The organism is Micromonospora sp. NPDC049529 (assembly GCF_055586685.1).
Map to the genome: position 1 here is coordinate 186,449 of NZ_JBVJHT010000010.1, position 11,217 is coordinate 197,665.

Genomic DNA, 11,217 nt, shown 5'->3' on the forward strand with positions numbered 1-11,217 from the left:
CGCGCGGCGTGGGCTGATCCGATGGTCTTCCTCGCGGTCCTGTTGGGCCTTGCCTCGGCGCTGTTCTTCGCGTTCAGTTCGGCGCTGGAGCAGCACGCCGCCAAGCAGGAGAAGCCGACCAAGGCCGGTGACCCTCGGCTGCTGATCCGGTTGCTGCACCGGCCGCTCTGGCTCTTCGGCGGCATCCCGGACGCGATCGGCACCGGGCTCCAGGCGGTCGCGCTGCGGTTCGGTCCGCTGGCGCTGGTCGAACCGCTGCTGATGAGCGGCCTGTTCATGGCGATTCCGCTGGAGGCGGCGCTGGAGAAGCGCCGGCCGCACCCGAAGGACCTGATCCTGGCCGGGGTCGCCATCATCGGTCTGGCCGCCTTCCTGATCACCGCGAATCCCCGGGCCGGGGTGGAGCAGCCGTCGACGATGGCCTGGCTGGGCGTCGGTGGGGTGGTCGGCGGCCTGATCGCCATCTGTCTGCTGATCGCCTGGCGGGCCCGGGACGCCCACCGGGGCACCCTGCTCGGCATCGCCACCGGCCTGCTGTACGCGGTCGCCGCGGCCCTGTTGAAGACGATCAGCGAGGACCTGACCAAGCACCCGTGGACCCTGCTCGCCCACTGGCACATCTACGCCCTGATCCTGGTCGGCGCGGCGGCGCTGATCCTGAACCAGAACGCGTACCAGAGCGGGCCGATCGCGGCTCCGCTGACCGCGATCACCCTGCTCGACCCGTTCGGTGGAGTAGTCATCGGAGTAACCGCCTTCCACGAGACGCTCTCCACCGGCGGGTTCCGACTGGTGATCGAAATTGTCGCCGTGATTTTCATGATCGTCGGGATTTCGCTGGCCAGCACCACCCGCTCGAAGTAGCCCGGCCCGATCGGAACCTGAAACAGACTTCGCCGGCCTCACCGTCCAGGCGGGTGAAGTTGGGTACGCTCAGTCACGACTACTTAGCGCGAGTGATGGGTTACTGACATCTGGTGCGGCGGTCCCGGCCGGCTCGCGTCGACAGGTGGACTCTGCGCGAGAGGCTGCATGTGCTCGAATTGACCGGCAACGTCTCCAGCCAGCCGCCCGGAGACCCGGCCGCCCAGCCATCCGGGGACCCGTCCGCGTTGCGGCGGATCCCGGACACCGCGCTGTCCGGCGAGAACTTCCCGGTCGCCCTGCGGATCCTGCCCGGCGCCGTCCGGCGGCACCTGCTCGCGCTCTACGGGTACGCGCGCTATGTGGACGATCTCGGCGACGAGCCCGTACCGCTGTGGGACGACGAGCCGGCGCGCAGCCGTGAACCCGCCCGTGATCCGATCAGCGAACCACCGCGCGATCCCGGCAGCCAGCCGCCGCAGGACCCGAACAGTCCACCCGCCCGCGACCCGGGCAGCCCACCCGCCCGCGATCCCGGCGGCATGCCGCCGCAGGACCCGAGCAGCCCGCCCGCCCGCGACCCGGCAACCGGCTCCACCCGCGGCAGCCGACCCGACACCCCGGCCGCCTGGTACGACACCCCGGCGGCCCGGTCGGCGGCACTGCACCGGTTCGAGGACGAACTCCGCGCCATGTACGCCGGCCAGCCGCCCACCCATCCGGTGCTGGTCGCACTCGCCCCGACGGTCGCCGACCGGCGGCTGCCGATCGAACCGCTGCGCCGGCTCATCGCCGCCAACCAGCGTGACCAGGCGGTGCACCGCTATGACACGTACGACGAACTCGTCGACTACTGCCACCTCTCCGCCGACCCGGTCGGCGAACTGGTGCTGCACGTCTTCGAGGCGCAGTCGGCCCGGCGGATCGCCCTGTCCAACCAGATCTGCACCGCGTTGCAGGTGATCGAACATCTCCAGGACGTCGCCGAAGACTACCGCCGGGGCCGGATCTACCTGCCCACGACCGATCTGGACCGGTACGGTGTGGCGCCGGACGACCTGGCCGCGCCGTACGCCAGCGACGGGCTGCGGGCGGTGATCCGGTTGCAGGCCGGACGGGCCGCCGCCGCCTTGGACGCGGGCGCGCCGCTGGTCGGCGCGTTGCACGGCTGGGCCCGGTTGGCGGTCGCCGGCTACCTGGCCGGGGGGCGGGCCGCCCTGGCCGCCCTGGCCCGCTCCGACCACGACCCGCTGAGCCGGGTACCCCGGCCGACCCGTGCCGGCACCGCCGGGCAGTGGCTCAAGACACTGATCGTGAGGCCCGGATGACCGCCCCGGGCCGGCCCGCCGGCTCCGCACTGGACCGGGCCTACCGGGAGTGCGAGCGGATCACCCGGGTCGAGGCCCGCAACTTCTCGTACGGCATCCGGCTGTTACGGCCCGACCGGCGCGGCGCGCTCTGCGCGGTCTACGCGGTGGCCCGCCGGATCGACGACCTCGGCGACGGGGACCTGCCCCCGGCGGCCAAGGTGGCCCGGCTGGACCAGGTCCGGGCCGCGCTGCACCAGTTGCCCGAGGCCGGCGGCGACCCGGTGCTGCTCGCCCTGGCCGACGCCGGTTCCCGGCTGCCGATCCCGCTGCCCGCGCTCGACGAACTCGTCGACGGCTGCCTCGCCGACGTCCAGGGCACCGCCTACGACACCTTCGACGACCTGGTCGGCTACTGCCGGCAGGTGGCCGGCTCGATCGGCCGGCTCTCGCTCGGTGTCTTCGACGTCCGGCCGACCGTGTCCCGGTCGGTCGCCAGCGAACTGGCCGACACGCTCGGCATCGCGCTGCAACTGACCAACATCCTCCGCGACGTCGTCGAGGACCGGGGCAACGGCCGGATCTACCTGCCCCGCGAGGACCTGGACCGGTTCGGCTGCACCCTCGCACCCGGCATCGACGGCGGCCTCGCCGACCCACCGGACCGGCTCGCCGGACTCGTCCGCTGGCAGGCCCAGCGGGCCGAACGGTACTACCGGACCGGGCTGCGGCTGCTGCCGTTGCTCGATCGGCGCAGCGCCGCCTGCGTCGCCGCGATGGCCGGCATCTACCACCGGCTGCTGGCCCGGATCGTCGCCGACCCGCTGGCGGTCACCCGACGCCGGGTCTCCCTGCCCGGCTGGCAGAAGGCGTACGTGGCGGCGCGGGCGATGACCCGGAGCAGCGCGTGAACGGCGACGAGGTGTGCGTCGTCGGGGGCGGCCTGGCCGGCATCGCCGCCGCGCTGCGCCTGGCCGACGCCGGGGCGCGGGTCACCCTGCTGGAGGCCCGGCCGGAACTGGGCGGGGCCACCTACTCGTTCCGCCGCGACGATCTCGTGGTCGACACCGGCCAGCACGTCTTCCTGCGCTGCTACCACGAGTACCGGCAACTGCTCGACCGGCTCGGCACGGCCGGCGGAGCCCGGCTCCAGGACGTGTTCGCGGTGCCGATCCTGCGGGTCGGCGTACCGCCGCACCTGCTCACCCGTACCCGGCGACTGCCCGCGCCGGCACACCTGCTGCCGGCTCTGATCAACTACCGGCCGTTGCGGGTGGGGCAGCGGCTCGCCGCGATCCGGGGCGCCGCCGCGCTGCGTACCGTCGACCCGGACGACCCGGCCAACGACGAGGTCAGCTTCGGCGACTGGCTCACCGGGCACGGGCAGGACGCGCCGACCGTACGCCGGTTGTGGGAGCTGATCTGCGTCGCGGCGCTGAACGCGCCGCCGGACCGGGCGTCGCTCGCGTTGGCCGCGCGGGTGTTCCGGACCGGGCTGCTCGACCGGGCCGACGCCGGTGACATCGGCCGCCCCACGGTGCCGCTGGCCGAACTGCACGGCGAACCCGCGCGGGCGCTGCTGCGCCGCATCGGCGGCACGGTCCACACCGGGGTCAGGGTGCGCGAGATCGCCATCGACCGGGGTCGGTTCCGGGTCAGTGCCGACGGGGTACGGCTCACCGCCGAGGCGGTCGTGCTGGCCGTCCCGCACCCGCAGGCGGCCCGGCTGGTCCCGAGCCAGGCGGCTCCCGACCGGGAGCGCTGGGCCGGGCTCGGCGCAGCGCCGATCGTCAACGTGCACGTGCGCTACCGGGAGCGGGTCACCGACCTGGAGTTCGCCGCCGCCCTGGACAACCCGGTGCAGTGGGTCTTCGACCGGACCCCGCCCGGCGCCCGGGGCCAGTACCTGGTCACCTCCATCTCGGCGGCGGAAACCGTGCTGCGGACACCGTCGGCGGAACTGGGGCGCAGCCAGCTCGCCGCGCTCGCCGACCTCTTCCCGGCGGCCCGGCGGACCCCGGTCCGGGACGTGTTCGTCACCCGCGAGCCCCGGGCGACCTTCCGGCAGGGGCCCGGCACCCGCCGGGACCGGCCGGCGGCGGGCACCCGGCTGCCCGGGATGGCGCTGGCGGGAGCGTGGACCGACACCGGATGGCCGGACACGATGGAGGGCGCGGTACGCAGCGGCCGGCAGGCCGCCGACGTCGTGCTCGCCCATCTCGGGTCGAGATCGAGTACGACGGAGGCGCTGAGATGACCATGACCTTGCCTGGCTTCCTGGCCGAGGTGGACACGCTCGTGCAGCCCGAGATCCGGGCGGCGCTCGACCGGATCGACGAACGCACCCGGTTGACCGCCGGCTACCAGCTCGGCTACTGGGACGCCGAGGGGCAGCCGACCACCCGTGGCGGTGGCAAGGGGCTGCGACCGGCCCTGGTGCTGCTCTCCGCGCGGGCCGCCGGCAAGACCGCCGAGGACGCGCTGCCCGGCGCGGTGGCGGTGGAGCTGGTGCACAACTTCTCGTTGCTGCACGACGACGTGATCGACGGGGACGCGGAGCGGCGCCACCGGCCGACCGCCTGGGCCGCGTTCGGTATCGGCCCGGCGATCCTGGCCGGCGACGCCCTGCTCAGCCTCGCCGGGGACGTGCTCTCGGCGATGCCGGGGCACGGCGGCACCTGGGGGCTGCGCTACCTGAACGCGGCGGTCCGCCGGCTGATCGCCGGCCAGGCCGCCGACGTGGCGTTCGAGCACCGGGACACGGTGACCCTGGACGAGTGCCTGACCATGGCCCGGGACAAGACCGCCGCGCTGCTCTCCTGCTCGGCGACCCTGGGCGCGGTGCTCTGCGGCGGCCCGCCCGCGCTCACCCTGGGCCTGGCCCTCTACGGCGACCGGCTCGGCCTCGCCTTCCAACTCGTCGACGACCTGCTCGGCATCTGGGGCGAACCGGCGGTCACCGGCAAGCCGGTCCTGTCCGACCTGGTGGCCCGGAAGAAGTCGGTGCCGGTGGTCCGCGCGCTCACCGCCGGCGGCACCGCCAGCGACCAGCTCCGCGAGCTGTACGCCACGCCGGGTGAACTGTCCGGCCCCGACCTGGCGCTGGCCGCCACCCTGATCGAGGAGACCGGCGCCCGGGACTGGACCGAGAAGGAGGCGGACCGGCTGCTCACCGAGGCCCTCGCCGAACTGGACCGGCTGACCGAACTCGGCACCGCCGGTGGCCCGGACGCGAACGCGCTGGCCGATGTGCACCGGGAACTGGTTGAGATCGCCCGGTTCATGACCGGCCGGGACCACTGATGGCCACCACCCGCTCCGAGTCGAACGTCGACGGAACCGTCGACGAAGCCGTCGACGGCGGCGCGGTCGACGGGGCGGTCGAGCCCGCCGTCGGGCAGGCGGTCGACGGGGCGGTCGCACTCGGCGTCGAGCGGGCCGTCGACCTGGCCGTGGCGGAAGCGGTCGACTCGGCCGTGGTGCCGGGCATCGGGTCGGCGGGCGGCGCCGCGCTGGACGTACCGGTCGACCCGACCGGTGACGACCGGCGGGAGCGGCTGGTCGCCGGGCTCGGCCGGGCCCGCGAACACCTGCTCGCCGGCCAGCAACCGGGCGGCTGGTGGCAGGGGGAACTGGCCACCAACGTGACCATGGAAGCCGAGGACCTGCTGATGCGGCAGTTCCTCGGCATCCGTACCGACGAGGAGACCGAGACCACCGCCCGGTGGATCCGCAGCCAGCAGCAGGACGACGGGAGCTGGGCCAACTTCCACGGCGGACCCGGCGACCTGTCCACCACCATCGAGGCGTACGCGGCGCTGCGGCTGGCCGGGGACCAGGTGGACGACGACCACCTGCGCCTGGCCCGCGAGTTCGTCCTCGCCCACGGCGGCATCGAACGCAGCCGGGTCTTCACCCGGATCTGGCTGGCCCTGTTCGGCGAATGGCCCTGGGACCGGATCCCGGCGGTCCCGCCCGAGGTGGTGCTGCTGCCGTCCTGGGTACCGCTGAACATCTACGACTTCGCCTGCTGGGCCCGGCAGACCATCGTGCCGCTGTCGATCGTCCGGGCCCTGCGCCCGGTCCGCCCGCTCGGCTTCGCCCTGGACGAGTTGCGCACCGGTATCCGCACCGTACCGGTCACCTCGCTGCGGACCCGTACCGGTTGGTTCCAGCGCCTCGACGGGGTGCTGCGCGGGTACGAGCGACACCCGGTACGGGCCGTACGCCGCAACGCGCTGCACCGGGCCGCGGAGTGGATCGTGGCCCGGCAGGAGGCGGACGGCTCCTGGGGCGGCATCCAGCCACCGTGGGTCTACTCGCTGATCGCGCTGCACCTGCTCGGTTACCCGCTCGACCACCCGGTGCTGCGTACCGGGCTGGCCGGGCTGGACCGCTTCACCGTACGGGAGGCCACCCCGCAGGGGGAGCTGCGTCGGTTGGAGGCGTGCCAGTCGCCGGTCTGGGACACCGCGCTCGCGGTGACCGCGCTCGCCGACGCCGGCCTGCCGGACGACCATGCGGCCCTGGTACGGGCCAACCGCTGGCTGCTCGACGAGGAGATCCGGGTCGGCGGCGACTGGGCGGTCCGCCGGCCGGACCTGCCGCCGAGCGGCTGGGCGTTCGAGTTCGACAACGACGGCTACCCGGACACCGACGACACCGCCGAGGTACTGCTGGCGTTGCGGCGCAGCCCCGGCGACCCGCGTACGCCCGAAGCCCTGGAACGGGGCGAGCGGTGGCTGCGCGGGATGCAGTGCCGCGACGGCGGCTGGGGCGCGTTCGACGCCGACAACACCCGTACGATCGCCCGCGACCTGCCGTTCTGCGACTTCGGCGAGGTGATCGACCCGCCCAGCGCGGACGTCACCGCGCACGTGGTGGAGGCGCTCTGCGCCCGTGGGCCGTCCGACTCGGCGGCGGTCCGGCGCGGGGTGGCCTGGCTGCTGCGGGCCCAGGAACGCGACGGTTCCTGGTTCGGCCGCTGGGGCGCCAACCACGTGTACGGCACCGGGGCGGTGGTGCCCGCCCTGGTCGCGGCGGGCCTGCCGGTCGACGACCCGGTGCTGGTACGCGCGATCGGCTGGCTGCACCGGGCGCAGAACCCGGACGGCGGCTGGGGCGAGGATCTGCGGTCGTACCGGGATCGTTCCTGGCGGGGGCGGGGCGACTCGACCGCGTCGCAGACCGCCTGGGCGCTGCTGGCCCTGCACGCCACCGGGGCCGGCGACAGCGAACCGGCCCGGCGCGGCGTCGACTGGTTGCTGGCGACCCAGCGCGCCGACGGCGGCTGGGACGAGCCGCAGTACACCGGCACCGGCTTCCCCGGCCACTTCTACATCAACTACCACCTGTACCGGCTGGTCTTCCCGATCAGCGCCCTCGGCCGCATCCTGACCGACCTGCCCACCGCCGACCTGTCCACCGCTGCCCTGTCCACCGCTGCCCTGCCCGCCGCCGACTTGCCGAGCGCCGACCTGCCGAGCGCCGACCTGTCCACCGCCGAACCGGGCACCGGTGCCGCCGCTTCCGTGGCCACGACCGGCTCGGATTCCGTTCGGGGGCGCGGATGACCGGGCTCGGCGAACGCACCGACCGGGACGGCGACTGGGTGCTGTTCGCCCCGATGCGGATGGAGGCGCACGCGCTGCGCCGGTCGCTGCCGGCGGGTGCGCCGCTGCGGCGTACCGGTCGGGGTCTGCTCCGGGCCACCCGCGCCGCCGCCGGCTACGGCGCCACCCCGGCCCTCGCGGTCGCCGGCATCGCCGGTGGCCTCGACCCGGCGCTGCGGCCGGGCGACGTCGTCGTCGCCACCGAGGTACGCCGGGACAGCCGGACCGGGGATGCGGCCCTGGCCTGCCCGTCGGCGCCGATGATCGCCGCGTCGCTGCGCCGGCTCGGGCTCACCGTGCACCTGGGACCCGTGGTGAGCAGTAACCGCCTGATCGACGGCGCCGACCGGGAACGGCTCGCCGCGACCGGGGCGCTGGCCGTCGACACCGAGTCGTCCGCGCTGCTCGCCGGCCCGCCGGACCGGCCCACCGCCTGCGTACGGGTGATCGCCGACGTCGCGTCGGAGCCGCTGTTCCGGGCCGCCACCCTGGGCCGGGTCGCGACCGCGCTGCGGACCCTGACCCTGGTCGGGCCGGTGCTGACCGAGTGGGCGGCGGCGACCACCGTACGGGAGGTGGTGCTGGCCGCGCCCCGGTCGTTCTGTGCCGGGGTGGAACGGGCCATCACGGTGGTCGAGCAGGCCCTGGAGCGGCACGGCCCCCCGGTGTACGTGCGCAAGCAGATCGTGCACAACACGCACGTGATCGACGACCTGAGCCGGCGCGGTGCGGTCTTCGTGGACGAGTTGACCGAGGTGCCCGACGGCGCGGTCACCGTCTTCTCCGCCCACGGCGTCTCCACCGAGGTACGCGAAACCGCCGCCGCCCGTGGGCTGCCGGTGATCGACGCGACCTGCCCGCTGGTGACGAAGGTGCACAGCGAGGCGCGCCGGTTCACCGGCCAGGGTCGTACGGTGCTGCTGATCGGCCACGCCGGACACGAGGAGACCGAGGGCACGCTCGGTGAGGTGCCCGGTGGGATCACCCTGGTGCAGAGCCCCCGCGAGGCGGAACGGGTCGAGGTCGCCGACCCCGGCCGGGTTTCCTACCTGGTCCAGACGACCCTGGCGGTGGACGAGGTGAGCGGGGTGCTGGACGTGTTGCGCCGCCGTTTCCCGGCGCTGACCGGGCCGGCTTCCGACGACATCTGCTACGCCACCACGAACCGTCAGGTCGCGCTCCGGTCGATCGCCGACGAGGCGGACCTGGTGCTGGTGGTCGGCTCGGCGAACTCCTCGAACTCGATCCGGCTGGTCGAGGTGGCCAACCGGGCCGGCACCCCCGCCCACCTGGTCGACGACGTCGGCGCGGTGGACCTGCGCTGGCTCGCCGGTGTCCGCACCGTCGGCGTCACCGCCGGAGCCTCGGCCCCGCCGCACCTGGTCGACGCGACCGTCGCGGCCCTGGTCGGGCTCGGTGCGCGGGCCGTTCGGGAACGTACGACCAGCACCGAAGATGTGCACTTCACCCTGCCGAAGGAGAAACGTCCGCGATGAGTATGCCGTTGCGTCAGAGCATTCGGGTCGGCCGCTACCTGATCGAGCAGAAGCTGCGCCGCAAGCAGTACTTTCCGCTGCTGGTGGAGTTGGAGCCGCTGTTCGCCTGCAATCTCGCCTGCGCCGGCTGCGGCAAGATCCAGCACCCGGCGGACATCCTCAAACGGCGGATGCCGGTGGAGCAGGCGGTCGGCGCGGTGATGGAGTCCGGGGCGCCGATGGTCTCGATCGCCGGTGGCGAGCCGTTGATGCACCCGCAGATCGACGTGATCGTCAACGAGCTGGTCAAGCGCCGCAAGTACGTCTTCCTCTGCACCAACGCGGCCCTGCTGATCAAGAAGCTGGACAAGTTCCGGCCGTCGCCGTACTTCTCCTTCGCGGTGCACATCGACGGGCTGAAGGAGCGGCACGACGCCTCGGTCTGCAAGGACGGTGTCTTCGACGAGGCGGTGGCGGCGGTCAGGGAGGCGAAGCGGCGGGGCTTCCGGGTCACCAGCAACACCACGTTCTTCTCCACCGACACCCCGCAGACGGTGATCGAGGTGCTCGACTACCTCAACGACGAACTCGCCGTCGACCAGATGATGCTCTCCCCGGCGTACGCCTACGACAAGGCGCCGGACCAGGAGCACTTCCTCGGGGTGGAGGAGACCCGGTCGATGTTCAGCAAGGCGTTCGCGGACGGGCGGCGGCGCAAGTGGCGGCTGAACCACTCGCCGCTGTTCCTGGACTTCCTGGAGGGGAAGGTCGACTTCCCGTGCACCGCCTGGGCGATCCCGTCGTACTCGCTCTTCGGCTGGCAGCGCCCCTGCTACCTGATGAACGACGGCTACACGAAGACGTACAAGGAGCTGATCGAAACCACCGACTGGGAGAGTTACGGTCGAGGCAAGGACTCCCGCTGCGCCAACTGCATGGCCCACTGCGGGTACGAACCCACCGCCGTCCTGGCCACCATGAACTCCCTCACCCAGTCCATCCGAGCCCTCCGCTCCGCAAGCTGACCCCACTCCGCCCCACCCCGCCTTGTCGATCTAGGGCATATGGGCGCTAGTGGATCTCTATTAACACGTATTTGCCCTAGATCAACGGGTCAGCCCCAGCGGCTTTGCCCTAGATCAACGGGTCAGCCCCAGCGGCGGGAGAGGGTGCGGTAGGTGTGGGGGAGGGTGGCTCGGATGGCTACCGGGAGGCGGAGCCAGGTGGGGAGGTAGGCCTCGGGGCGGGCGGCGAACATGGCGGTGAGCAGGGCGGCGGAGGCACGTTCGGCGGGGACCGGGCGGGGTGACCGGCGGTCGTAGGGGCGACCCCGGCGGACGAAGAACGCCGTCTCCACCACGGCCGGCACGAGTTCGGTGACCACGATCCCGTGGGCGGCCACCTCGTGGCGCAGACTGTCGGCGAAGACGCTCAGCCCGGCCTTGGTCGCCGAGTAGACCGCCTCCTCGCGTACGCCGAGCCGGCCGGCGATCGACCCGACGAAGCCGAGATGTCCCCGCCCCCGGGCCAGCATCCCGGGCAGTACGGCGCGGGTGAGCAGGATCGGCGCGCTCAGGTTGAGCGCCACCATCCGGGCGATGTCGGGCTCGGTCATCCCGGTCAGCGGCCCGGCCCAGCCCTGACCGGCGTTGTTGACCAGCACGTCGACCCGCCCGGCCTCGGTCAGCACCCGCTCGGCCAGTTCGGCGGCGCCGGCCGGTTCGGTGAGGTCGCCGATGACGGCCGTACCGCCGATTTTGTCGGCGAGTTCGGTGAGCCGAGTGGCGTCCCGGCCGGCGAGGAAGACCCTGGCGCCGGCGCCGGCGAGTTGCCGGGCGGCGGCCGCGCCGATGCCGGACGACCCACCGGTGACCAGCGCGGTAGCGCCGTCGATGCGGAAAACTCCCATCCCGGTAGTGTCGCCGCTCGGCGCCCCGAAGACCGGCAGACCGGACAAAC

The 11,217-nt window shown here is 73.2% G+C and carries 9 protein-coding genes and 1 pseudogene; 9 read left to right on the plus strand and 1 reads right to left on the minus strand.

Annotation, left to right across the window (positions count from 1 at the left end; translation table 11 throughout):
* Positions 1 to 21: 21 nt before the first annotated feature.
* The 9 genes and pseudogenes from ACZ6QQ_RS19130 to hpnH all read left to right on the plus strand — a co-directional run bounded on the left by ACZ6QQ_RS19130 (position 22) and on the right by hpnH (position 10,283).
* A complete protein-coding gene (locus tag ACZ6QQ_RS19130) occupies positions 22 to 864 on the plus strand; it encodes a DMT family transporter (protein ID WP_465877755.1) in 843 nt (280 codons plus the stop codon).
* A 170-nt stretch (positions 865 to 1,034) separates the two neighbouring features.
* Positions 1,035 to 2,192, plus strand: coding sequence for a squalene/phytoene synthase family protein (locus ACZ6QQ_RS19135; protein WP_465877757.1), 1,158 nt, complete (start codon positions 1,035 to 1,037; stop codon positions 2,190 to 2,192).
* Positions 2,189 to 3,082 (plus strand): squalene/phytoene synthase family protein, encoded by an 894-nt coding sequence (locus ACZ6QQ_RS19140; RefSeq protein ID WP_465877758.1) that lies wholly within the window; start codon positions 2,189 to 2,191, stop codon positions 3,080 to 3,082. Before ACZ6QQ_RS19135 ends, ACZ6QQ_RS19140 begins: the two co-directional genes overlap by 4 nt.
* Positions 3,079 to 4,428 (plus strand): hydroxysqualene dehydroxylase HpnE, encoded by a 1,350-nt coding sequence (gene hpnE / locus ACZ6QQ_RS19145; RefSeq protein ID WP_465877759.1) that lies wholly within the window; start codon positions 3,079 to 3,081, stop codon positions 4,426 to 4,428. The genes ACZ6QQ_RS19140 and hpnE overlap by 4 nt, the downstream gene beginning before the upstream one ends.
* Entirely contained in the window at positions 4,425 to 5,474 is a 1,050-nt protein-coding gene (locus ACZ6QQ_RS19150) for a polyprenyl synthetase family protein (protein WP_465877760.1), read from the plus strand. The genes hpnE and ACZ6QQ_RS19150 overlap by 4 nt, the downstream gene beginning before the upstream one ends.
* The gene (gene shc, locus ACZ6QQ_RS19155; RefSeq protein WP_465877761.1) at positions 5,474 to 7,744 is read left to right on the plus strand and encodes a squalene--hopene cyclase; all 2,271 of its coding nucleotides are present in this window, start codon (positions 5,474 to 5,476) and stop codon (positions 7,742 to 7,744) included. The genes ACZ6QQ_RS19150 and shc overlap by 1 nt, the downstream gene beginning before the upstream one ends.
* Positions 7,745 to 7,803: 59 nt before the next feature.
* Positions 7,804 to 8,235, plus strand: a pseudogene (locus ACZ6QQ_RS19160) (phosphorylase family protein); the annotation flags it as partial.
* Between the two features lie 87 nt (positions 8,236 to 8,322).
* The gene (gene ispH, locus ACZ6QQ_RS19165) at positions 8,323 to 9,279 is read left to right on the plus strand and encodes a 4-hydroxy-3-methylbut-2-enyl diphosphate reductase (protein ID WP_465877973.1); all 957 of its coding nucleotides are present in this window, start codon (positions 8,323 to 8,325) and stop codon (positions 9,277 to 9,279) included.
* Positions 9,276 to 10,283 carry an adenosyl-hopene transferase HpnH gene (gene hpnH, locus ACZ6QQ_RS19170; RefSeq protein WP_465877763.1) on the plus strand — a complete coding sequence of 336 codons (1,008 nt, stop codon included), beginning with the start codon at positions 9,276 to 9,278 and terminating at the stop codon, positions 10,281 to 10,283. Before ispH ends, hpnH begins: the two co-directional genes overlap by 4 nt.
* Positions 10,284 to 10,405: 122 nt before the next feature.
* Here the strand turns inward: hpnH and ACZ6QQ_RS19175 are convergent, their stop codons facing one another.
* Positions 10,406 to 11,167 (minus strand): SDR family NAD(P)-dependent oxidoreductase, encoded by a 762-nt coding sequence (locus ACZ6QQ_RS19175; RefSeq protein WP_465877764.1) that lies wholly within the window; start codon positions 11,165 to 11,167, stop codon positions 10,406 to 10,408.
* Positions 11,168 to 11,217: the final 50 nt, after the last annotated feature.

Excerpts from the sequence above, each read along its gene's own strand:
- ACZ6QQ_RS19130 (WP_465877755.1), top strand. The coding sequence starts at position 22 with ATGGTCTTCCTCGCGGTCCTGTTGGGCCTTGCCTCGGCGCTGTTCTTC.
- ACZ6QQ_RS19140 (WP_465877758.1), top strand. The coding sequence starts at position 2,189 with ATGACCGCCCCGGGCCGGCCCGCCGGCTCCGCACTGGACCGGGCCTAC.
- ACZ6QQ_RS19150 (WP_465877760.1), top strand. The coding sequence starts at position 4,425 with ATGACCATGACCTTGCCTGGCTTCCTGGCCGAGGTGGACACGCTCGTG.
- shc (WP_465877761.1), top strand. The coding sequence starts at position 5,474 with ATGGCCACCACCCGCTCCGAGTCGAACGTCGACGGAACCGTCGACGAA.
- hpnH (WP_465877763.1), top strand. The coding sequence starts at position 9,276 with ATGAGTATGCCGTTGCGTCAGAGCATTCGGGTCGGCCGCTACCTGATC.
- ACZ6QQ_RS19175 (WP_465877764.1), bottom strand. The coding sequence starts at position 11,167 with ATGGGAGTTTTCCGCATCGACGGCGCTACCGCGCTGGTCACCGGTGGG.